Source organism: Fervidobacterium changbaicum, assembly GCF_004117075.1.
Lineage (GTDB): Bacteria > Thermotogota > Thermotogae > Thermotogales > Fervidobacteriaceae > Fervidobacterium > Fervidobacterium islandicum.
This window is the reverse complement of record NZ_CP026721.1, coordinates 2,188,061-2,212,839: the sequence shown is the minus strand read 5'-3', so window position 1 is coordinate 2,212,839 and position 24,779 is coordinate 2,188,061. Positions and strand designations below refer to the sequence as shown.

18 protein-coding genes are annotated in these 24,779 nt (G+C 36.4%); all 18 read left to right on the top strand.

All coding sequences use genetic code 11. The features are described 5' to 3' along the window. Nucleotides 1-35 precede the first annotated feature (35 nt). The 18 genes from CBS1_RS10075 to CBS1_RS09995 all read left to right on the top strand — a co-directional run bounded on the left by CBS1_RS10075 (nt 36) and on the right by CBS1_RS09995 (nt 24,687). Complete coding sequence (locus tag CBS1_RS10075) at nt 36-185, top strand: YkvA family protein (protein ID WP_158510125.1); 150 nt, start codon at nt 36-38, stop codon at nt 183-185. A 135-nt stretch (nt 186-320) separates the two neighbouring features. Continuing rightward, the gene (locus tag CBS1_RS10070; protein WP_090222520.1) at nt 321-2,765 is read left to right on the top strand and encodes a type I restriction-modification system subunit M; all 2,445 of its coding nucleotides are present in this window, start codon (nt 321-323) and stop codon (nt 2,763-2,765) included. Then, nucleotides 2,752-4,065 (top strand): AlbA family DNA-binding domain-containing protein, encoded by a 1,314-nt coding sequence (locus CBS1_RS10065; RefSeq protein ID WP_090222518.1) that lies wholly within the window; start codon nt 2,752-2,754, stop codon nt 4,063-4,065. The genes CBS1_RS10070 and CBS1_RS10065 overlap by 14 nt, the downstream gene beginning before the upstream one ends. Nucleotides 4,066-4,120: 55 nt before the next feature. After that, nucleotides 4,121-5,419: a restriction endonuclease subunit S gene (locus tag CBS1_RS10060; RefSeq protein ID WP_090222516.1), complete on the top strand. Its 1,299-nt coding sequence runs from the start codon at nt 4,121-4,123 to the stop codon at nt 5,417-5,419. Further along, complete coding sequence (locus CBS1_RS10055; protein WP_090222515.1) at nt 5,409-8,615, top strand: type I restriction endonuclease subunit R; 3,207 nt, start codon at nt 5,409-5,411, stop codon at nt 8,613-8,615. The genes CBS1_RS10060 and CBS1_RS10055 overlap by 11 nt, the downstream gene beginning before the upstream one ends. 5 nt (nt 8,616-8,620) lie before the next feature. Further along, nucleotides 8,621-9,295: a M48 family metallopeptidase gene (locus CBS1_RS10050; protein ID WP_014451156.1), complete on the top strand. Its 675-nt coding sequence runs from the start codon at nt 8,621-8,623 to the stop codon at nt 9,293-9,295. Nucleotides 9,296-9,318: 23 nt separating this feature from the next. Then, nucleotides 9,319-9,489, top strand: coding sequence for a hypothetical protein (locus tag CBS1_RS10375; protein ID WP_155804085.1), 171 nt, complete (start codon nt 9,319-9,321; stop codon nt 9,487-9,489). Then, the gene (locus CBS1_RS10045; RefSeq protein ID WP_090222513.1) at nt 9,476-9,853 is read left to right on the top strand and encodes a YkvA family protein; all 378 of its coding nucleotides are present in this window, start codon (nt 9,476-9,478) and stop codon (nt 9,851-9,853) included. The genes CBS1_RS10375 and CBS1_RS10045 overlap by 14 nt, the downstream gene beginning before the upstream one ends. A gap of 229 nt (nt 9,854-10,082) precedes the next feature. Then, nucleotides 10,083-11,339, top strand: a complete 1,257-nt coding sequence (locus tag CBS1_RS10040; protein WP_241685524.1) for an FAD-dependent oxidoreductase — start codon at nt 10,083-10,085, stop codon at nt 11,337-11,339. Nucleotides 11,340-11,635: 296 nt separating this feature from the next. Then, entirely contained in the window at nt 11,636-11,974 is a 339-nt protein-coding gene (locus CBS1_RS10035) for a carboxymuconolactone decarboxylase family protein (protein ID WP_033191130.1), read from the top strand. Between the two features lie 225 nt (nt 11,975-12,199). Further along, nucleotides 12,200-13,915: a hypothetical protein gene (locus CBS1_RS10030; protein ID WP_090222512.1), complete on the top strand. Its 1,716-nt coding sequence runs from the start codon at nt 12,200-12,202 to the stop codon at nt 13,913-13,915. Nucleotides 13,916-14,050: 135 nt separating this feature from the next. Continuing rightward, nucleotides 14,051-14,833, top strand: coding sequence for an MBL fold metallo-hydrolase (locus CBS1_RS10025; RefSeq protein WP_090222510.1), 783 nt, complete (start codon nt 14,051-14,053; stop codon nt 14,831-14,833). 232 nt (nt 14,834-15,065) lie between these two features. Continuing rightward, on the top strand, nt 15,066-16,424 hold the full coding sequence (locus tag CBS1_RS10020) for a DEAD/DEAH box helicase (protein WP_052107065.1): 1,359 nt from the start codon (nt 15,066-15,068) through the stop codon (nt 16,422-16,424). After that, on the top strand, nt 16,421-16,636 hold the full coding sequence (locus tag CBS1_RS10015) for a hypothetical protein (RefSeq protein WP_033191128.1): 216 nt from the start codon (nt 16,421-16,423) through the stop codon (nt 16,634-16,636). The genes CBS1_RS10020 and CBS1_RS10015 overlap by 4 nt, the downstream gene beginning before the upstream one ends. A gap of 51 nt (nt 16,637-16,687) precedes the next feature. Next, entirely contained in the window at nt 16,688-18,670 is a 1,983-nt protein-coding gene (locus tag CBS1_RS10010) for an AAA family ATPase (RefSeq protein ID WP_033191127.1), read from the top strand. Nucleotides 18,671-18,685: 15 nt separating this feature from the next. Further along, complete coding sequence (locus CBS1_RS10005) at nt 18,686-19,168, top strand: hypothetical protein (RefSeq protein WP_033191126.1); 483 nt, start codon at nt 18,686-18,688, stop codon at nt 19,166-19,168. Then, entirely contained in the window at nt 19,155-21,716 is a 2,562-nt protein-coding gene (locus tag CBS1_RS10000; RefSeq protein ID WP_236938521.1) for a site-specific DNA-methyltransferase, read from the top strand. The genes CBS1_RS10005 and CBS1_RS10000 overlap by 14 nt, the downstream gene beginning before the upstream one ends. Nucleotides 21,717-21,720: 4 nt before the next feature. Next, the gene (locus CBS1_RS09995; RefSeq protein ID WP_033191125.1) at nt 21,721-24,687 is read left to right on the top strand and encodes a DEAD/DEAH box helicase family protein; all 2,967 of its coding nucleotides are present in this window, start codon (nt 21,721-21,723) and stop codon (nt 24,685-24,687) included. Nucleotides 24,688-24,779 lie beyond the last annotated feature (92 nt).

Here is a 24,779-nt window from a genome sequence, read left to right as displayed (position 1 = left end):
AATATGGAGTTTCATTTAAAACAAACTTAGCTATTGTGATAGTAGTACTTTATTTTGTTAATCCCATAGATGCCCTACCAGATGGCATTCCTTCTCTTGGCATAACAAATGATGCGGATGTATTTGCGCTCATAATAAACCAAATTAGAGTTGAGTTGGATAGATACAAAGAATGGAAACGATGACTTATTCATCTTGCGAACCTACCTTTTTCAAGAGTTGTTTGTGAGTGTCTCATATTTAAAGGATAATGTGCTTTTTGGAAAGTTTCAATAGTTTTAATAAACATTATAATAAATTTATTAATTGGAGGGATCGATTTGGCTGGTGACAAAATAACCTTAAGACAGCTTGAAACACATCTTTTCAAAGCAGCTGATATACTCAGAGGTAAGATGGACGCCTCTGAATATAAAGAATATATTTTTGGTATGCTTTTTCTAAAATATGCATCAGATGTCTTTGAGGAAAAAAGACAGGAGTTAAAAGATACCTATAAGCTCATGGGATTTTCTGAAGAGCAAATACATGAGCTTTTAGAAGATCCAATCTCTTATGGCGATGCCTTTTTTGTACCTGAAAAGGCAAGATGGGAAAATATTTTGAAATTAAAAGAGGATGTAGGAAATCAACTAAATAAAGCCCTGAGCGCTTTAGAAGAAGCAAATCCAGAGCTTGATGGAGTTTTGAAACACATAGATTTTAACGCAGTAAAGGGAAAAACCCGACTAAAGGATCAGCAGCTTATTGACCTTATTAATCATTTCAACAAGTATAAACTGACACCTTCAAACTTTGAATTTCCTGATCTGCTTGGTGCTGCTTATGAGTATTTGTTAAAGGAATTTGCCGATTCAGCTGGTAAAAAAGGAGGCGAATTTTACACACCGCCACATGTCAAAAAATTAATGGTAAGATTAGTTAAGCCCCGTGAGGGCATGTCAATTTATGACCCAACTGTGGGCTCTGGTGGTTTTTTGATTGAAGCGTTCCACTACGTTGAGGAACAAGGACAAAACCCAAGAAACTTAGCTCTTTACGGGCAAGAACTCAATGGATTGACATGGTCTATATGCAAAATGAATATGATTTTGCATGGCATCAATGATGCAAAAATTGAAAACGAAGACGTACTAACAACCCCCATGTTTTTGGAAAATGGATACATAAAAAGGTTTGATAGAATATTAGCCAATCCACCTTTCTCAGAAAATTATAGCCGCGCAAATATGCAGTTTGAAGAAAGATTTAAATATGGCTTTACTCCTGAGAATGGGAAAAAGGCAGACCTTATGTTTTTACAGCACATGATTGCAAGCCTGAAAGATGACGGAGTAATGGCAACAGTTATGCCCCATGGAGTTTTGTTCAGAGGTGGACAGGAAAAGGTTATAAGGGAAGGGATTGTAAGAGATGATTTGATTGAGGCAATAATAGGACTGCCACCGAAGCTTTTCTACAACACCGGAATACCTGCTTGTATTATTGTGATTAATAAAAACAAGCCAGAACATTTAAAAAATAAGATCTTGTTTATTAACGCTGATAGAGAGTATGGAGAAGGTAGAAATCAGAATTTCTTGAGACCAGAGGACATAGAAAAAATAGTTACAGTGTTCGATGAAAAGAAAGAAATACCTAAATACTCCAGGTTGGTTGATATAAAAGAGATAGAGGAGAATGATTTTAATCTAAATATTCGACGGTACGTAGATAATTCCCCAGACCCTGAAATCGAAGATGTGCGTGCCCATCTTTTTGGTGGTGTACCGAAGAAAGAAGTATTGCTGTATGAAAACCAGTTGAGGAAATTTAAGTTGAGCTATGATATTTTGCTATCAGAGAAGAGTGAAGATTATTTGGAGTTTAGAAAAGACATTACTGACAAAAATCAAATTAAGGAACTGATTGATAACTGTGCTGAGGTTAAACATACAATAGAAGAACACAAAGAAAAACTTTTGGAGTGGTGGCAGATTGTAAGGACCGAAATTGAACAGTTTTACGGCAAAAACAATCTTTGGAAGTTTAGAAATGAAGCTTTGAAAAAGTTGAAAGAAAGTCTCTTGCCATTTGGAACATTTGATGAGTTCAAAATAGCGGGCATATTTGCAAATTGGTGGGAAGAACTTGTTTATGATTTTAAAAGTATAGTTTCTGCGGGTTGGAACAAGAATTTGGTTGAAAGAGAAAAAATTAAAGAAAAATATTTTAAAGAACATATGGAAGAAATTGAAGATCTTGAAAACAGGCTTACCGAAATTGAAGCAGACTTAAGTGAGCTTTTAGAAGAGGTTGAAGACTGGGATGAAGAAGAGCAAGGAAATAAAACTGCAAGCAAGGTCAAAGAGTTTCTGAAGGACTTGGTTAACGATTTAGAATCAAAAGACAGCGAGGCTGCAAGAAGAGAAGCAAAAAAATGGAAAGATTTATTAGAAAATATTGCTCAAAAAGAAAAGGAATTTAAAAATGTAAAAAGTGAGATAGGCAGAAAGCAAAAGGAACTTGAAAATAAGATTGATGAAAAGATTGAGTCAATTACCCAAGAAGAAGCCAAGGAGCTATTACTCGAAAAGTTCTTTGAATTAATTAGCAATCAACTTGAAAAGTACTTAAATGCAGAGAAAAAAGAACTGATAAAGATTTTTGAAAAGCTTTGGGATAAATATCATGTGTCTCTTGAACATCTTTTAAAGGAACGAGAGCAGGAGGTCAGTAGGTTAAGTAAATTTTTGGAGGAACTTGGATACTATGAGAGAGTCTAAACAAGTAGAATTTAAAGCACATTGGAACGACGAGCATCTTAAAACAATCTGTGCATTTGCTAATTCAGAAGGTGGAATAATATACATAGGTGTAGATGACAAAGGCAATCCTATTGGAATAACCAATATAGATAAACTCCTTGAAGACATACCAAATAAAATTTTAAGCAAACTTGGAGTTATTGCAGATGTTGATGTTGAAATGGTAAAAGGGCAGGAGGTAATAAAAATAAAAGTGGAAAAGTCAGAAGTGCCGATCTCATATGACGGTAAGTTTTACATTCGGACAGGTTCGACCATTCAGCAACTTAGCGGAAATGAACTTGTGAGATTTATGTTAAAAAAACAACGAATTTCGTGGGATTCATTACCTTCTGAGGCAGGCGTTGACGAAGTAGACATCGAAACAATAGAAAGGTTTAAAAGGATGGCAAAGAAGAGATTGCCCGAAATATCCGAAGAAGATTCCATCGAAAAGATTCTCAAAAACATTGAACTTGTAAAAGAGGATAAACTTACAAATGCAGGATTGTTGCTTTTTGGTAAAAAACCTCAAAAGTATATCCACGGTGCAGGTGCCCGTGTTGGAAGATTTAAAACTCCAACCATCATACTTGATACCATAGATGTTAGTGGAAATCTTTTCAAACAGCTTGATGGATTAATGGAAGCTATTAAAAAACATTTGAATGTTCGATTTGAAATAAAAGGGATAGAAAGAGAAGATATATGGGATTATCCTCTTGAAGCTATAAGAGAGGCAGTAATAAATGCATTAATTCATAGGGATTATTTAAGCCTTGCGGACATTCAAATAAAGATTTATGATAATAAAATTTGGTTTTTCAATCCGGGTAAGCTTCCAGAAGAAATAACAATTGAGATGCTAAAACAAGATCATGGATCAATACCACGCAACAGGCATATTGCTAATGTATTTTTCCTCGCAGGATTGATTGAAAAATGGGGAAGCGGTACAAAAAGAATGGTTGAACTTTGCAGGGAAGCAGGACTGCCAGAACCTGAGTTTAAAGAAGAAGGCGGTTTTGTGGTCGAATTTTATAAAGACATATACACAGAAGAGTATTTAGCCAAGCTTGGGTTAAATGAAAGGCAGATAAAGGCAGTTATGTATGTAAAGGAGAAAGGAAGAATCACGAATAAGGAGTATCAGGGAATATGTAATATCTCAAAAGCAACAGCAACGAGAGATTTGACAGAACTTGTTAATATGGGTATTTTCTCGATTTGTGGAGAGGGTAAAAGGACATTGCATTATATACTTATGAACCAAAAATGAGCCAAAAATGATCCGAATGAGCCAAAAACCAAAGGAATTAAATGGAGGTATGACTGTGAAAGTGGATAAGAGAAAACTTCCTGAAGGTTGGAAATGGGTAAAGTTGGGGGAAGTTTTAGCGTATGAACAGCCTAATAAGTATATAGTCAAAGATGAACAATATGATAAAAGACATGGAATACCTGTTTTAACTCCAGGGAAAACTTTCATATTAGGATTTACTCAAGAGCATCAAGGAATATACAACAATATTCCTGTGATAATATTTGATGATTTTACCACTGAAAGTAGATATATTGCATTCCCATTCAAATTAAAATCTTCTGCGGTTAAAATTCTTAGGTCTAAGTGTAACTTTGTAAACCTTTATTATGTTTATAATTCAATGCAATTACTTAATTTTAAACCGGGAAGTGAACATAAAAGATTTTGGATTTCTGAATATTCTAAATTTTTAATTCCTCTTCCCCCTCTCCCCGAACAACGCAAAATCGCTGAAATACTTGAGACAATTGATAATGCAATTGAAAAAACTGACGCTATTATAGAAAAGTATAAACGCATAAAGCAAGGTTTGATGCAAGATTTGCTTACTAAGGGAGTGGTAAATGAGGGTGAGGGTGAAAGTGAGAGGTGGAGGTTGAGAGATGAGAATATTGATAAATTCAAGGACTCACCGCTTGGGAGGATTCCAGAAGAGTGGGAAGTGGTAAGATTGGGAGATATGGTAGTAAAGTCGTTAGGAGGAGATTGGGGCAAAGAAAATAAGGAAAATAATCAATATATTGAGGCATTTGTTTTAAGGGGAACAGATTTACCTAAAGCTCAAGGGGGTGATTTCTCCAATGTTCAAGTTAGATACTTAAAAGAGAATAGTTTTAAAAACAGAAAGTTAATTAAAGGCGATATTTTAATTGAGTTATCCGGTGGTAGCGATGATCAGCCAGTAGGAAGAATATACATCCATCTATACGACCATGTAGAAAGAGTATGTTTTTCTAATTTTGTAAGGAAGCTGGTAGCAGATCAAAACAGAGTAATACCAAAATATTTTTACTGGTATTGGCTTTATCTCTACAATCTTGGAAGAACTGCAATATACGAAAGAAGAACAACAGGGATTAGAAACTTTAAATACAAAGATTTCCTAGACAACGAAAAAATCCCCCTCCCCCATCTCCCCGAACAACAACGCATAGCTTCAATTTTATCTCAAATAGATGAAGCCATAGAAAAAGAGCAAGCCTATAAGGAAAAACTTGAAAGAATAAAAAAAGGCTTAATGGAAGATTTGCTGACAGGCAAAGTTAGAGTAAACCATCTTATTGAGGAGGAAAATAAAGATGGTAACTAAATTGGATGAAGAACATTATGTTGAAAATCCATTTCTCTTTCAGCTTCAAAGGCTTGGATGGAAGATTTATAGGCAAAACAAAGATAACCCTGAGGATACAAAAGAAATAATATCGTTCACTTCTTCATTAGAACCTGAATATGGGGAAAGTCAAAAATTCAGAGAAAGCTTTAAAGAAGTAATCCTTGAGGGAGTTTTAAGGAAGTCTTTAAAGAGGATAAATCCATGGATAGAAGATGACCAAATAAGTGAAGTTGTTCGAAGAATTACAACACCACAGTCAAACTCTCTTTTAGAGGCAAACAAAGAAATCCACGACTTGCTTTTAGAGAACACCTCAGTTTCTGAAAATAGAAAAACAGGAGAAAAAAGCCCAACTGTTAAGTTTATTGATTTTAAAAATCCGCACAATAATTCATTCATTGCTATATCACAGTTTAAAGTGAATATAACGGGAACTGAAAAACATATTGTTCCCGATATAGTTCTTTTTGTAAATGGTTTGCCTCTTGTGGTGGTTGAATGCAAATCTCCAGCAGTTGCTGACCCAATTTCTGAAGCAATTACTCAGCTTATGCGCTATTGTAATAGACGCGGCGCAATTGAGGGAAATGAAAAGCTTTTCTGGTACAACCTATTTGTAGTAGCTACGTCCAATCAGATTGCAAAGTATGGCACAATAACCTCAGAGTATGAGCACTTTGTTGAGTGGAAAGACCCTTATCCTTTTTCACTGTCAGACGTAAATCCAGATGGAAATGTAACAAGCCAGCAAATTTTGATTCATGGTATGCTTTCAAAAGAAAACCTTCTTGATTTGCTTCATACATTTACCATCTTTAAAGAAGATCCAAAGAGCAAAATGATTAAGGTTGTTGCAAGATATCAGCAATTTAGAGCAGTAAAGAAGATGATAAAAAGACTAAAAGAGGGCAAAACACCAGACGAAAAAGGGGGAATTGTTTGGCATACTCAAGGTTCCGGTAAATCTTTGACAATGATGTTTATGGTTCGAGAGCTTTATCACAATCCTGAGTTTGGAAACTACAAAGTTGTTTTTGTCACAGATAGAAAGGACCTTGAAAAGCAGTTAAATGAAACATCAAGAAGTGTTGGATTTACAGTTAAGTTAGCAAGAAGCATACAAGAGCTTAAAGAACTTTTAAAGACTGACACACCCGAACTTGTTATGGCTATGGTTCATAAATTTCAAGAGAGGGAATTAAAAAGTGAATTTCCCGTCCTTAATACATCACCTAATATACTAATAATGATAGATGAAGCACACAGAACCCAGTACAAGCTTCTGGGCGCAAATTTAAGAAAAGCTCTTCCAAATGCAACAAAAATAGCATTTACAGGTACACCTATAGAAAAGACGGAGATGACGTTTGGCGACTACATCGACAAGTATGGTATAAAGCAGGCAGTTGAAGATGGTGTGACTGTTGAGATTGTATATGAAGGAAGAGTACACAACGCAGAGCTTTCAGACGAAGAGGCAGCAAATGCAAAGTTTGAAGATGTTTTCAAAGACGCTGATAAAGATACAAAAAGAATGATAATGGGAAGATTTACATGGAGAGCATATCTTGAAGCTGAAGAAGTTATCCGTGACAAAGCAAGAGATATGATAGAGCACTATATAACTCATGTATTCCCAAATGGATTAAAAGCTCAAGTTGTTGCAGTATCTCGCTGTGCTGCAATAAGATATAAAAAGGCGCTTGAAGAGGCTCTCAAAGAAAAGATTTATGAATTAGAAAAAGAAAATAATTCAAAAATAGATTTAGAAACATTGAAAAAGTTAGAGGTTGGTGTGGTTATTTCAGGAGCTCAGAATGATCGACCTGAGTATCATCCTTATACTGACCCAAATGTTCACGAAAGGATAATCAAAAGTTTTAAACTCCCATTTGACAAAGTAGATGAAAATGGTATCAACGGCAATGTTGGTATCTTAGTTGTTCAAAATATGCTAATAACTGGTTTTGATGCACCTGTAGAGCAGGTTATGTATCTTGACAATGTGATTAAAGGACACAACTTGTTACAAGCTATTGCAAGGGTGAATAGAGTATACAAAAATAAGTCTTGTGGTTTTGTTGTAGATTATGTAGGTGTTTTGAAACATTTGAAAGAGGCACTTGCTATTTACGCAGATGAAGATATTGACGAGATTTCACAGGTAGTTAGGAACAAAGCAAAAAGCGTTGATGAATTGAAGTTGAATCACCGCAGGATTGAAGAGTTCTTTGAAAAATATAAGATTAAAAATTGGCGTCAGAATATAGACGAGTGTATTGACATTCTTGTAGATGAAGAGATTAGAGATGAATTCATAGCACTTGTAAGACAATTTAACCGTAGTATGGATGCAGTTCTTCCCGACCCAGAGGCCTTAAAATATGTACATGATTTAAAAATTCTGGGTTTTATAAAAGAATCAGCAAGGAATAGATACAGAGATGACAAACTAAGTATAAAAGATACAAGTAACAAGATAAGGGGGATTATTGAAGAGTATCTACATTCTCAAGGTATTGATCCTAAAATACCACCCACTCCGCTTTTTGAAGACAAATTTCTCGAAAAACTTCACAAGGAACCAAGTAAAGCAAGGACACAAGAACTTCAATATGCCATCGTTGAGCATATTGAGAAACATTGGGAAGAAGACCCAGAACTCTATGAAAGATTTTCTGATAGGTTGAAAAGACTACTTGAAGAATATAAAGAAAATTGGGACGTTTTGTATGATGAGCTTGAAAAATTAAGAGGAGAGATGAAAAAGGGAAGAGAAGTTGAACAAACATTTGGACTTGATCCTAAGAAAGAAATGCCATTCTTTGGTCTGCTCAAAAGTGAAATATTTGGTAAAAAACCTGTCAGTGAACTAACTGATAGCGAGATAGATTTTCTTGTTAACACGACTAAAGATATTATAGAAATAATAAGTAGAGAGGCTCAGAATGTTGATTTTTGGGAAAATGCAGTCAAACAAAAGAGGCTTAAATCTCATATAACTTCACAGTTGCTTAAGAAAATATCATCTTCTACTCTTAAAAATAATGATACTGTAAGTGAAGAGACTGTACCTTATATGGTTAATTCTATAACCGATATTGTATTCGGCAAAAGAAATGAAATAGCTCAAAAATTAATAGAACTTGCTTATCATCACTTCAGGAAGTGAGATTAATGGAAGACATAAAAATTGAAAAGATAATACGCTCGAAAAGAAAGACCATAGCTTTGCAGATAACAGAGAATGCAACGCTAATCGTTAGAGCACCATTTGAGTTAGATGAACAGACTATTTGGAAAGTTATAAATAAACATAAGAAATGGATTTATAAAAATAAAAAAGAGATAGAAGCAAGAGATCCAAAAGTTTTGCCCAAAGAATTTGTGAGTGGAGAAGGATTTTTATACCTTGGCAAGTATTATAAATTGCATATAGTAGATGGGCAAGAACAGCCGCTTAAATTTGAAAATGGGTTTTATCTTTCAAGAAGTGCTTTGCCAGAAGCAAAAAAGGTGTTTATAGATTGGTATAAAAAAGCTGCTTACGAGAAGATTATAGAACGGGTAAACTGGTGGGCTCAAAAAAGAGGTTTTAAATATAACAAAGTAAATATAACAAATGCCCAAAGAAGATGGGGGACTTGTTCTTCTAAAGGGAATTTAAACTTTTCTTGGCGGCTTATTATGGCCCCCCTTTCTGTTATTGATTATGTTGTTGTGCACGAACTTGTGCATCTTGAAGAAAAAAATCATAGCAAGGCCTTTTGGACAAAAGTAAAGATGCTTATGCCTGATTATAAAAAATATGAAGATTGGTTAAAAAAGAATGGGTATTTACTGAAACTCTAATGAAATTTGTGGAGGGTGGTAAAGTGCAAGAGATATTTAAAAAATATAAAGAAAGGTTGGTTAATTTAAGCGGCAGAAACAGAAGTTTGATGATGAAAAAGATATATAAAAAGCATTCATTTGATTTGTATCTATTAAAGAACTTTCAAGATAAAGATATTTATGCAGGAGGTATTATTTATGAACAATTCTGAATACGAATCTGAATATGAAAAATATAGAAAGAAAGCTGAAGAATATATAAATGATAGAGAAAAAACCAGGAATCTTTTAGATCAAGCTGCGAAAAAGGCTAAAAAACAAGGGCCTTTAGACAAAATATGGGATGATATTCAACTTATGTTTGGATTATTAGGCGATTGGTTAAGTGGAACATATAAAGTTTCAACAGGAACAATCTTAGCTATTTTGGGAGCAGTAATTTATTTTGTTACTCCCATTGACGCTATAGTAGATTTTATTCCTGTTCTTGGTTGGATGGATGATGCAGCTGTATTTACGCTAGTAATAAACCAAATTAGAGCTGAGTTGGATAGGTATAAAGAATGGAAACGGTGAGTTATTCATCTTGGGAAACCTGCTTTTGTCAAGAGTTAGTTGGGGGTGTTACCTATTTAAACGGTAATGCGGTTTTTGGAAAGTTTCAATATTTTTAGTTAACATTATCTTACTAGAAAGAGGAGGAGTTATTTGTGATTGAAACAGACATTTTAGTTATCGGTGGTAGTGCAGGTGGTATACTTACAGCAACCACGGCAAAAAAATCTATCCAGACAAGAAGGTCGTCATGGTAAGGAAAAATAAAACAGTTATGGTTCCTTGTGGGATTCCTTACATTTTTGGAACCCTCTACGACACATCAAAGAACAGAATCCCAGATGAGATGGTTAAAAGTGCAGGTGTTGAACTGATTATAGACGAGGTCATTAGTATTGACAAATACAGCAAGGTAGCGGTTTTGAAGAGTGGAGAGGAAATCAAATGGGACAAACTTGTTCTCGCAACAGGTTCACTTCCAGTTATTCCAAAATGGCTACCTGGCCACGACCTTGAAAATGTCTTTCCAATTATTAAAGACGAGGAATACCTTGCAAACATGCTAAATAAACTTCAGGATATTAAAGACGTAGTCATCATCGGTGGAGGATTTATCGGTGTAGAATTTGCAGAACAACTTTCAAAGGCAGGAAAACAAGTAACCCTTGTCGAAATCGCCAACAAGATTCTTTGGCAGGCATTTGATGATGAAATCGCTGCAATTGCAGAGCAAGACCTTGAAAGCAACGGAGTAACACTTAAACTTGGAGAAAAGGTTAAGGCTATACTCGGTAATGGAAAAGTCGAGGCTGTTGAACTTGAAAGTGGAGAAAAAATAAATGCGCAAGCTGTTATCCTGTCTATGGGAGTTGTTCCAAACACTGAACTTGCGCAACAGCTCGGCCTTGATTTAACAAGAAAAGGCGCAATAGTTGTTGATGAATACATGAGGACAAGTGCTCCAGATATCTTTGCTGTTGGTGACTGTGCAGTTAAAAGAGATTGTTTCACGAACAGACACGTTCCAATCCTTCTGGCATCCACAGCAGCTATGGAAGCAAGAATCGCTGCAGCAAATCTGTACGGCATAAGACTCATACGTGAAAATAGAGGAACGGTCAGTGCATTTTCAACAAAGATATTCAATAAGACCTACGGTGTTGCCGGTATAATTGAAAGATTTGCTAAAGAAGACGGTTTCGACTACATTGTTGGTAAGGCTGCCACTATGGATAGACACCCAGGTTCTCTACCAGGCGCAAGTAAAGTGGAAGTTAAACTCATCTTCTCAAGAAATTCTGGAGTACTTATCGGTGGACAAATCGTTGGTGGAGACAGTGTGGGAGAGATGATTAATATACTAAGCTTGGCTATACAAAAAGGAATTACAGCTAACGAACTCAGCACCATGCAGGTTGCAACACATCCTCTCGTTACAGCATCTCCTATAGCTTATCCAATTAACGCAGCAGCTCTCGATGCGCTTGTAAAAATTTGCAATAGATAACGTTGGTTGATTACATATCTTAGAAAGCCTTGGGGTTGCACTAAATCCCGAGGCTTTTTTATTTGAAACAGCAAGCATACCTCTCCAGAAATTACTTTCATATCATGCTTCTGAGGAAAGTTTTTAACACAACGATAATGCTCAGAGTACTGAAAATAGATTGCTTTGTTCAACTTTTTGCATTATCATGTTCTCTAACGAAGAAACTAAGTCTTGACTAATTCACTATATGTGATAAAATTATCATGTACGATTTACGAAAAAAGAAAAACCACCAACAAAAGGGAGGAAGAATAATGGACGCAAGAAAATCAGTAAATGACTTTATGAAGACAATGAAAGAGCTTTCGGCATTTGACAAAGGATATGTCGATGCATTTATGAACTTCTTCAAAGAAGCAGAAAAACCAGGAGCATTGAGTGCAAAGCAAAAAGCACTTATTGCGGTTGCAGTTGCTGTATCTGAAAGATGTTCTTACTGCATAGCGGTTCACACAAAAAACGCACTTGATGCAGGTGCAACACGTGAAGAAATTCTCGAAGCTGCTGAAGTGGCAGGTCTCATGGGTGGTGGACCGGCAATAGCGTATATAACGCTTGTATTGGAAGCATTAGATGCGTTTCAAGCGAAATAATACAAGGTTTCATAAAGAACTAGAAAATCTCGGGGAAACCCGGGATTTTTGTTTTTAAAAATTCGTAAAAAAGAGTGGTATAATACGTTTAGGAAATTCTTGAAAAGGAATTTATCGTAACTGGCTGAGCTGACAAAAGTAAGTATAATGAACGCTCTCAACGATAACAACTCAAAAAGAGCAGGTGGGTTAAGCTATCTCGATCTTTGGAAAGGGGGTATGGATATGAAAGGTAAACTTTTTACGGTTGCTTTGCTTGTTCTTTTTTCCTCGCTTTATCTTTTTGCAATTTCTGTGATTGTTCCTGGAAACTCCGACTTTGTCATGTATCTTGACCTGAGTGTACTTGAAAACCAGGATTGGCTTCCTGTCTTTCAAGAAGCGGGGATTCCAACAGTAGTGTCTGTTTATGGAAAACTATCCTTAGGAAATGCGCTGGGGTTTTTAAATCTGGATGAAAGTGCAGAATTTTCACTCAAAAATTTGCTCGGCTTACCTTTAGGAATCGTTCTTCCAGGGAACATCGGTGATAAGAGCCTTGGATACGTACTTAGCTCGCTGTTTGATTCAACTATCGAAGTTCCTAAACTAACGATTAATGAACCTTCCATTATCTTACTTAAAAGCCAAAAACTTTACATCATACGTTCCAAGGATAGTATTTATCTTTGCTTTAATAAAGATATCTCCACCTTCACAAAAGACATGCTTACTGGAAAAATCTCGAGCATACCGCTGTCAACAAAGGACGGTGTTGTAGTTTATTTTAAAACATACAAAAAGTCCCTTATAGGAGAGCTTCTCTACATTACTGGTGATTACATTGGAATTCCGATTTCTGACGAGCTTATCATTACTAAGAAAGATGAAAAATACCGATTTGAAGCGACTATTGTTAAAACATATTCAAACTACGAGAAAAAGCTCGCGCTTGCAAAAAGAGGCATTTTGAGAGACCTATCTTACATCGACAGCGCTAACATTATAATCGCATTCGATACAAGCAACATGGGCGACAGCCCCTTGTTAACTGCAGACCTGGACGTCGATATTCCGGAAGAAATCCAAAAACTGTTTTCTTTCATCGAAATTTTCAGAGCTGTCTCATTCTCCCTAACTATTGACGGATATTTTACATTTTCTGGAATTTACAAGCCAGAGTACGAACAAGATGCAAAACTTACTGCTTCATTCATGAAAAAACTACTCGGAGATCAAGGCTACCAAGTTTCCCTTGAAAACCGCGTTATCAATATCTATCCATCTGAAATCGACAAGTCTTCCTTGAAAAAGATAAATGACAATAGCTACCTTTTGTTTGAATTGAACTACTCAGACGAAGAAGAATCCGCAAAAATCGTCATGAAAGCAGAAGTACTGGACACCGGCAATCTCTTTATATCTGGTGAATTTAACAACTTAGTCTGGTTCTTGAACAAGATAGCCGAGCGAGCTTCGAGAAGAGAGTACGAAGAAGAATGGGATTACGAAGAGGAAGAGTATTACGAAGAATCTGAAGAGGATGCAGAAGAGGGATACGAAGAAGAATATTATGATGAATATGAAGAGGAATACGAAGAAGAGTACACAGATGAGACCTACTACTCTGAACTCGAATACGAATTGGCTGATAAGATAGCTTACATATTTAACACTTGTGCCGACCTCATTAACAACGAGAGACCACAAAATGTTACATTAGGAACTTTGTATGAATACGGTTATATCGATTATATACCCGACGACATCGACGTGAAAAGTGTAGTTATGAACGATGGTACAGTTTATGTTATCATCCACACAGACGTTTCTTACTACGATGTTGCACCGGAAAACGTAGTGGATATACTCTATGAAAAAAATGGCATCTATTCAGAGATTATCAACGGAATGATAAGTGTAATCCTCTATGTTGAACCAAGAAGTGAATATGCCGAGTAAAATTTCTGATAGGTGAATAATCAAAGAATTCAGCGCCCTGGGATTCCCAGGGCGTTTCTTCCAACTTTCAATCGAAGTAGTATAATAGTGATGGTGCAATTAAATGAAAATTCTAAATCTTCTGGAGGTTTCAGCATGAAAAATGCGTCAACAACGATTAATATTAGTTCATCAACACTAACAATTCTCTGCAACGACGAACTCAACCCACCGCTCCATTCCGAGCACGGTTTCTCCATACTTATCGAAAAATCCGGTGAACCAACGGTCTTGTTTGACACTGGAACGACTGATGTATTCATTAAGAATGCATCCATTTTTGGCAAAGATCTTTCGAAAGTAGAATACATCGTCATAAGCCATGGCCACTACGATCACGCAGGAGGGCTGAAGTACCTGACTACATTCGGAAAGAAATTCAAAGTCTTCTTAAGGAAAGATGCCTTCCTACCAAAATACAGCGGCGAGAGGTTCACAGGAATAGATTGGGAATCTATAAAGGATGCATTTGAGTTTGTGATTATAAACGAAAAACTTGTCAAAATTACAAACTCAATCTACGCATTTGGACCAGCCTGGATGAAGAATAACTTTGAGGAGCCAGATCCGAATTTTCAGGTTATAAAGAATGGAGAAAAAGTCAGAGACTTTTTTGAAGAAGAGCTGAACCTCGTCATCGATGAAGGTGATGGTATAATCCTAATAACCGGCTGTGCACACAGGGGGATAATAAACATTGTTCAGGATGCTATTGAACTGTTTGGCAAGAAAGTCAGACTTCTAATCGGTGGCTTCCATCTGTACAAATCACCAAGAGAAAAGATTCAAATGGTTGTTTCTATCCTCAGACAACTCTCCATTGAACAAATAATCCCACTCCACTGCAGCGGGGAATTGATTAGGGAGATTTTGTTATAATCGTTCGAAATTCTTAACCACACCTCTTTAGCTCAAAAGTTTGAAGGCTATTAAATAGAAGCCTACAATTAGTGATGTCGAGACGTACATACGTACATTGATATTCAAATTACTCATCCATCAGCAGCTTCTAAAAAACTTTGTCAGGTGGGGAAAATTAGGTGTATAATAAAATAATAGCAAAATGTTTGTTAACAATTTATGTTCAGCAAGTGGCTAAGGGGGAGAATTGTTGGGAAACATAACTTTACACCAACATCAAATAGAAGCTATTGATGCCTGGTTTGCTAATAATTGCAGAGGAATAATATCGATGGCAACTGGTACAGGAAAAACATTTACCGCAATTGGAGCTTTGGAGCGTTTAATCCAAGATCAGCAAAAACATGTAATATTTATCTCAGCACCATATGCTCATTTAGTTAACCAGTGGCAGAGTTCAATTAAAAAGTACGGTCTTCACGTTGACGTCGTGTTAGAGTGCCACTCAAAAGCTGCCAAATGGCATGAAAAAGCTGAAAATGCGTTAAGGAAACTTCGAATAGGTATCTTTAAAAGATTGATCTTCCTATCAACTCACAACACGTTAGTTGGTGAAAAAGTGAATCAACTGATCAGCTCATTGCCTTCAAACTCAGAAATTAATCTCACGATTGTTGCCGATGAAGTTCACGGGATTGGTTCTGAAATGAGAAGAGAAAATCTCTCAGACGCATTCAATTATAGATTAGGGCTCAGCGCTACACCCAAGCGAATGTATGATGAGATTGGAAACAGATTTTTGCGCTATTTCTTTGGTGATGTGATTTATGAATTTTCTTTGTGCAAGGCCGTGAACAATATAAATCCTGACACTCAAAGAACGTACCTAACACCGTACTATTATTATCCAATTCCGTGTTATTTAACTGATGATGAAATGAGAAAATACCGAATTCTGACAGAAAAAATAGTGAAAAGGGTTCGAAATTTGGACAACATTACTTATGCCGACCTTGAAGACGACCCAGAGATCAGAAAACTACTATTTCAACGAAGCAAGATCTTGAAGACCTCAAGCTCGAAGTACTCAGCGCTAAAATATATCCTAAACGAAATCAAAAGTAATGGAAATGTGGAGAGGACAATAGTCTTTTGTGACGAAAAGCTTATTGACAGGGTAATGGAAATTTTACAAGATGAAGGTGTAATAGCCCAGAAGTTTGTTCAAGAGCTCTCATATGCTGAAAGGAAACATATTTTAAAACTTTTTGAATCAGGGTTGATTGAGGTGCTCGTAGGGATAAAAATGTTAGACGAAGGTGTCGATGTTCCAGGCGTTGATAAAGCAATAATACTTTCAAGTTCTACAAATCCACGAGAATACATCCAAAGACTGGGACGTGTATTAAGAATTTCTCCTGCAAAAGATTATGCATATGTGTATGATGTTATTGTACTTCCAAAGCTTACAGGTTTTGAAGATAACCGTGTTTATAAGCGCATCTTAGAAGTTGAGTTTTCAAGAGTTGAAATCATGGCTCAGTGCGCTGAAAATTTGTATGAAGCAATTCAGGTGGTTAACAATATTGAAAGGGGGTACATAGTATGAGTACCTCGAAAATTTCCGAGTTTCTTTATGATATATTAGTAGATGAGGCATCTCAACACTTTGGAAATGATAGTGAAATTGTAGCCAACTTCATACTTGAACTCCTGAGTTATTACCTTAGTGAGGCAAGATTTTCAGAGAGCAATGAGCGAAAATTGTTGGAAAAAGTCAGGGAAAAGATAAGCAGATTTGTTGAGAATGAGTTAGTTTAACCCTTTACTGAAGCTGGATTTAACTTCTCATATATAAAGGGGATGTAGTTTATGCGCCTTGAGAGTGTTGAAATTACTAACTATCGTCAGTATGTTGAGGGAAGGTTTCTTTTTACAAAAAATGATAGCCAAATTGGAGATTTACACGTTATCGTTGGAAAAATGGGGTCGGGCAAGACGACATTCCTTGAAGCCGTAAACTGGGGGCTTTTTGGTGAAGAACTCTTCTCATCCAGACGTCCTTACCCTCCTGATACGACGTCAGAAATTCCGAGTTCAATAGGAAAATATCAACAATCCTCAGCAAGCATTTTGTCAAAAGTGCGTTTAGTATCTGATGGTGAATATAGGACCACAGTAAAGTTGCTTTTCAGAGATTCATATGAGACATTCAGGGTCATTCGAAGCTACAAATACTCGGTTTCTGATGGTCGCGTAAGTCCAAGCTTGGATGGGCTGACACTTAGTGTCCATGTCAATGATTCTATTTCAATTGCAGACAAAGAATTAGAAATAGAGAAGCGCTTTCCAAAAGCGTTACGTGAACACTTTTTCTTTGATGGTGAAAGTCTGGATGTTTACCTTAAGGAAGTCAGAGGCATGCATATTAAACCTACAGTTGAAAAGTTCTCAAAAATAGCAGATATTGAAGCTTTTCTAAATTTTCTTGGAAACGTGCGGACGAAGTTAATTTATAAAGACCTACGAGATAAAGAGAAAAATAATAGGCTTATAGAGCAGCTTTCAAAACAGATAGAGGAAACTGAGAGAACTCTCAAATCACTTCGTGAAAGACTTGAACAAGCAAAACAACAAGAAGCTCAGATAAACGATGACCTTAGAGAAATATACCAAAAGCTGGAAGCCCTCAGAAACTATGAGAAGTATAAGTCTGAATTCGAAGATCTTGTAAAAGAAGAAACGAAAAAGCGTGACGAATTGAGTGAACTACTCAGAGTTAAAGCACAACTACTCTTAGATCTTGGTTGTTATGTCTTTGGCTGGAATGCTATCGACGAAGCGTACAATATGAGAAGTACAAGTACCATATCCATACCTATCATGTTGCCAAAAAGTGAAATTGAGAAGATGTTATCTGAAAAAACCTGCGCCATTTGTGGCAGCCGGCTTCATGAGCATGTCCTTGAACAACTCAAGGCACTTTTAAATTCAGACCATGTTGTTATTACGGAAGATTATCACAGAGTCCTGAAGAAAAACATTAGGAACAACATGCTCCAGGTAAGGAGAACAAATGATAGAATAGGAACACTCGAAAAAGAAATAGCAGATATACAGAAGCGTATAGAAGAACTTGGAAAACTTCTTCCTGAAGATATATCTAACAAAATAGAGTACTACCATAAAGAAAGGGAACGTTTAGAAAGTTTTAAGTCAGACATACAACGAAAAATATTTGACCTTGAGAACAACATAAAGGAGACTGTAAGCAGTCTTAACAAGTACAAGGAAGAGCTCGATAAGAACCTTACTGAAAACGAACGATTGGATTCTATCAAAAAACAGCTCGATTTTGTCCAAAAAGTGGAAGATATTATCCAAAAGAGCGTTGAGAGGGTTCGTAAACGCATATGTACGGAGATTACGAAACATATGAGAGAATTTATTAACCGAGTAATGTGGAAAAAAGAACTTATAGAAAACATTTCACTATCAGAAAACTTCGATCTTACGGTCACGGACAAATTTGGCCAAGTTCAAATTAAAGAGCTTTCCGGAGGCGAACGTTCCATTTTAACTTTGGCTCTTGCTTTAGCAATACATCAAGTAGCAGGTGTTGAGCTTCCCATCTTTATAGATAGACCCCTGACTAACATTTCAGGAGAAGCATATTATGAACTCATACATCTTCTCTCAAAACTTTCCGAAGAAAGACAAATCATTATCACAATGACTGACCAGGAATACAACAGCTTAGAGAAAGAACTTATGAACTATTCATCAACTATTCATTATCTCGAACCACAAAACAGAGGAAGTTATTACGTGACAAATGTTATAAAAATAAAGTAAGGAGCTGTGAATACAATGGGGGCAGAAACAATAATACTTAAGCTTGATTCTGAAAGAAACAAAAAATTAGATGAGATAATCTCCAGGACGAAAGAAATTTTATCGCAGGTACGAAAGATAAAACTTTATCTACTTGCAGGTTTTTATGGTTTTTATCTTAGCGAACGCAGAGTTTCAAATGGTGATAAAGTAGACGTTTCACGTGGTGAATTCCTTGAAAAAGATGAGTACAAGGACTTCCAAAAATACATTGCCGCAATATATGAACTGACTTCTAAGAACGATGCAGAGGGCAGTGAGAAGAAATCATCGAAGGATATGTATGCTGTTTTCGAAGAATTTGTGAACACAGGTGTTGATGAACTATATAACCTGCTTCAAAATTGCAAAAGCTCAGAGGAATTCCTCGAGGAATTAGAGCTTCGAATTCAGGAAGCATATGAGAGTCTCGGGTTTGAATCCTTAGAACAGGAGGAAATAGACTATGGAAATGAGTAAGTTCGAATCGGATTTCTATAAAGCCCTTGAGGATCTATTCATTGGTGCTCAAATTGAGGGTAAATCAGGATACATCAACCTCATGAAATTCAAAAGCGCATATTACAACAATGTCGTTAAACCAAAACTTGCTGATCTAATAACTCAGGAACTTGAAACTAAAGGCATAGAAGATTTCAGAGAAGAACTGTTCGAGAAACTATATACTTTCTTCAAACGATACTTTTCTGAAAGTGGGTCGATCTACTTTACATACACTTCTTGGAGTGAGAAGATATATGAACGCATATATGATCCAGAAAACGATGTTGCGCTTTTTTGGAAGACACGAATGCTTTATTACGTTAAAACAGAAAAAAGATATCAGAGCATGGAAGTAAAAATCAAAGGGATTAACGGTACTGATATTGTATTCTGGTTCGATGTCAGTAACCTGGAGCACAAAAAGGCTAATGAGAAAAAAGAGATGAACTTCACATTCAAGGGAATAGATGAAAAAGGCAGAATAGTACTTGAAGGTTACTACAAAGAGGGTAATAAGCAAACAAATGTTGAGGACATAGTCAGGCAGGTAAGAGCACAATCTAAGCAGATTCAGTCACATGAGATTGCAGAGATGCTTGAGAGAGTAACTACGGATGATGTGGAGAAGGCTATAAGCATATTTAATAAGCAATCTGAAGTGGATTATTTCATAAACAAGGATGCAGAAAAGTTCCTCAAAGAACAACTTGATATGTTTGTATATCAATACATGTTTGATTCAGAGAATATTTGGACACCGAAAAGAGTAATGGAAATACAAACATTTAAGCATGTAGCGGGGAAAATAATTGAATTTATAGCTCAATTCGAAAATGAGTTAGTAAAGATTTGGAACAAGCCTAAGTTTGTCTTCAACAGTAACTATGTTATCACAATAGATAGACTCCCCAATGAAATCATTAACAAAATTGCGAATCACCCGAACTTAGGGCTGCAAGTAAAAGAATGGGTCGAACTTGGCATCGTAGAAGAAGGATTTACGTTTGGAGATGTTCTGAACACGGATCTTTTCGAAACAAAGAACAAAAAGTACAAATATTTGCCTATAGATACAAGATACTTTAAAGACTTAGAACCTGAAATTCTATCCCTTTTTGATAATTTAGACGAAGCTCTTGACGGAATACTCATTCGCAGTGAGAACTACCAAGCACTGAAAACAATTTTGCCGAAGTTCAAAGAAAAAGTTCAAACAATATATATTGATCCTCCATTTAACAAAGAACAAGATGCTGATTACTTGTATAACGTTAAATACAAAGACGCCACATGGGCTTCCATGCTTGAGAACAGGTTAACGTTAGCTCGCGAGTTTTTAAAGGATAGTGGTAGTATTTTTGTAAGATGTGATTACAACGGTAATTGGATAGTACGGGGAGTGATGAACGAGATTTTTGAAGCAAAAAACTTTAGAAATGAGATAACAGTTAGAAGATTTAAGAAAAATGTTATGGAAAACAATGTTAAAAAGCTACCCGAAGGGTTAGATACGATCTTTTTATATGCTGTAAGTAGCGCATTTTCATTTGTGAACCCATATAAATTAAGATCCGAAAAGAGGCAAGGTTTCTGGAGACACATGGGAGACTCATCTGGTCAAGGCACACCTAAAGTATTTTTTGGAAAACACCTTTCTCCACCGGAAGGTAAACACTGGAAGTTTTCTCAAGAGAGAATAGATCAAATGATAAGTGAAGGAAAATTGATTCTGGAATGCAGAAATTGTGGTTATATCCACGATAAAACGAAAGGGTTGTGGAATGGTTGTCCGCAATGTGGTTCTGACGTCCCAGTTCCTAAGTATTGGGTGGAGGAAGAAATCAAAGAAGTTTTGGATTCGAATTGGACGGATATTTATGGTTACTCAACATCTTGGGGTTTCCCTACCGAAAACTCTGAAATTCTCTTAAAGCGTGTTATTGAATCCACGTCCAATGAAGGTGACCTCGTAATGGACTTCTTCCTTGGTTCTGGAACAACAATAGCGGTTGCCCACAAGCTTAAGAGAAAGTGGATAGGAATAGAAATGGGAGAGCATTTCTATACGGTTATACTACCAAGAATAAAGAAGGTATTAGCATACGATAAGTCCGGTATTTCGAAAGAACAGGATGTTAAGGATAAGTATAACGAAAAGAATGCAGGTGGATTTTTCAAATATTACGAACTCGAACAATATGAGGACGTGCTAAGAAATACAAAATACGAGCACGCTGATATATACTTGCGACCTTCAGCTGGAAAAGATGAATTTAGCGAGTATATCTTCATGAGAGCACCTAAATTTGTGGAAGATGTTGTTAAAAAAGAAAACAACGAATTTAAGATATCTTTTGAAAAGCTGTATCCGGAGAAAAGCATTGACATTGCCGAGACTTTATCAAATGTTTTAGGCGAGAAAATAATCAAGATTTCAGAGAATTACGTTGTTTTAGAGAAAACAGGCAGGATAGATTTCGATAAAATCCCTGTAGAGTACATAAGCAACTTGATATGGTGGTGATTATATGCCAGCTTCAGTGACAAGAAGAAAAACAAGGAATAGAAACGACGAGGTAAAAATAACACCTTTACTTAGAGAATTCATAGACGAATACGCACCAAGCTATGAAGAACTTCCAAGAGAGTGGAAAGATATAGACATTGAAGGTTTCTCTAAAGAGAAAAGGCTTTGGGATTTCCAAGTGGAAGCAATAGAATTCGCAATTCGTGCACTGTATTATTACTATGCAGTCAAAGATGCCGACAAATTGTCTTTTTGGGAAGAGTTCAAAGATTATTGTTTAGAAAGGTATGACTTAGACGTTGATGAATTGTTGAGTATTAAAGTCTCAGATAGTGAAATCTTTAGTATCCTAAGCAGCTTCTTCTACAGCGTTGAGGACAGGATATCATTTGGAAACTTCTGCAACAGAATGGGATTTTGGATGGCAACTGGCAGTGGTAAGACGCTATTGATAGTAAAACTAATTGACATCTTGGCAACATACATGGAACGTGGACTAATGCCAAAAAAGGACATTCTATTCCTGACCTATAGGGATGACCTGATTGAACAATTTGAGAGACACTTCACAGAATACAAATTTAGCACCGGTAAGACACCTAAGCTATTTGAATTAAAGGACTTCGGTAAAGCAAAAGAATTAAACGACTTTCTGGTTTTTCCAGTTTTCTACTATCGCTCGAATAACATTAAAGACAGACAAGGGGACAAAACCCTTGACTTTAAGGACTACGACAACCACGGGAATTGGTACATCATACTTGACGAAGCTCACAAAGGTGATAAGGAATCCAGCAAAAGCCAGCAGTACTTTTCGATATTGTCAAGAAATGGATTTCTTTTCAACTTCTCTGCTACGTTTACTGACATCCGCGATATTTTAATGACAGTGTATGAATTCAACCTTAGTTCATACATTCGAGAGGGCTATGGAAAAGTTTTGAGAATATTCGATGAAAACATTAAATTGTCTGCTAAGATTTCTAAAGACAGCAAAGACTTCACCATAGAAGAGAAAGAAATTATTTTTCTAAAAATACTCATACTTTTAGCATACCTAAAAAAGAAGTCACGAGAATTAAGGTCCAACGAAGAACTAATGGTTGAGTATCATTCGCCCCTTGCCGTGTTCCTCGGAAACTCAGTAAACGTTGAGGATTCAGATGTTAAACTAATATTTGAAAGGTTGAGGTTTTTGTCCTCAATAGAAGGTTTTGAAAACTACCTCAATGGAAAGCCTTTCCTCGAGGCGAAAGAGTCGTTAATCAACTCAATCCCAAATCATCCATTTGATGATGAAGAAGACCCGAGGTTTAACAAGAACGAACTCTCCGAGGTAACACCCGGTGATGTACTGCGAGAAGTTTTTAACGCAGAAGCTCCCGGAGAGATTGAAATGATTACATCCACTTCAGGAAAAGAATTTGCCATCAAGCTGATGACAAGCGACAAGCCATTTGCTCTTGTCAAAGTTGGTGAAGCCAAGAAACTTGTTGACACGCTCGTCCAAGAGTTTGGCCTAAGGATTCAGGAGCGTTTTGAAAACACTGAGTACTTTGCAACCTTGGACGAACATGAGTATATAAACATATTAATAGGTTCAAGGGCATTCTACGAAGGTTGGGATTCAAACAGGCCAAATGTTATTGTGTTTGTCAATATAGGAACAGGGGAGGATGCTAAAAAATTTGTGCTCCAATCAATAGGAAGGGGATTGAGAATCCAACCAACAAAAAATGGCGACAGAAAAAGATTGGAAATGGACAAGAAGTTCAGAAGGTACATTAACATAATAAAACCGATAGAAACACTTTATGTTTGGGGAACCAAAAAGGATGTAATACAGAAAATTCTTGAAGGTGTTAAGACGCTTAAAGAAAGCTCTGGAACTGAGGTAAGATTGTACAAAAATGAACGTAGAATTGCTAACAACCGGGTATTCATACCCGTATTCGTAAAGGTGCCTACAGATCTCGATTTTGACGCAATACAACGGTTTCATCCAATACAAATCTCTGAAAGCGACTACATAGATGCGAGAAACGTTGTTATGAATATGTCAGACGAAATGCTTTACTTTATGTTCTTCTTGAAGAGCAAGAGTGCTGCTAAAAAAATAGAACTGCTGAGAGAAATATTTGACGAAGCAAACAAAATAAGATTCTTTATCATCGAAAGGAACACGAACAAACATATTGGATGGTACAACACAATTCGTACGGTTGTCAAAGCTATTGAAAGAGAGTTTGGTTACAAATACGAGCTGACGTTGTCTTCAGAAGATGAAGAGTACATTCAGCACTACAAAAGGATCGTAATTAGACTTCCAGAGAAGAAAGTAGAAAGAGTAAGTGAGTCAATAAAAGAAGTATACTTTGGCCCAAAAAGACAATCATTTGTACCTGTAGTTATGGAGGATAGTATGGATTTACTAATAAGGTTCATACAAGAGCATTACTACATCCCAGTTTTAGAAGCCTTGAATAGAGAAGCTTTAGCTGGTAAGATACTGGACATTATCAAAGAGAGAAGTGAGATTAATTTTATCGATGACCTCATGTCCGTTTCCGATAGGTTTGAGGTAGATTGGTGGCTATTCAGCAAGATAGTGGAGAAAAAGGATAAAGTTTTCGTTCCTTATCGCACTAAGGAAGGCGAAGAGGCTTATTTCTACCCAGATTTCATTTTCTGGTTTAGAAAAGGAAGTAAGTACCTTGTTGTTTTTGTCGATCCAAAAGGGACAGAGCATACTGATGCTGAAAGAAAGATAGATGGATTCGAAGAACTCTTCGTTGAAAATAGTGTTCCCAAGAAGTTCAAAGCAGAAGGGTATGAAGTTAAAGTCAAGCTGTATCTTTATAAATCAGACCAAAACATAGAAACGCCGAGGAAATATGCTGATTACTGGCTCAACAGCATTGATGATCTCGTGAACCGTGTCAATCAGGAATTTCAAAGCAACTGGTAGTATTCTTTAGAATTGCACAAAAATTCAAACCCCCCCAACTCTCGGGGGATTTTTTACCATGACTTTTCCACTGTGAACTTATAGATTATCTT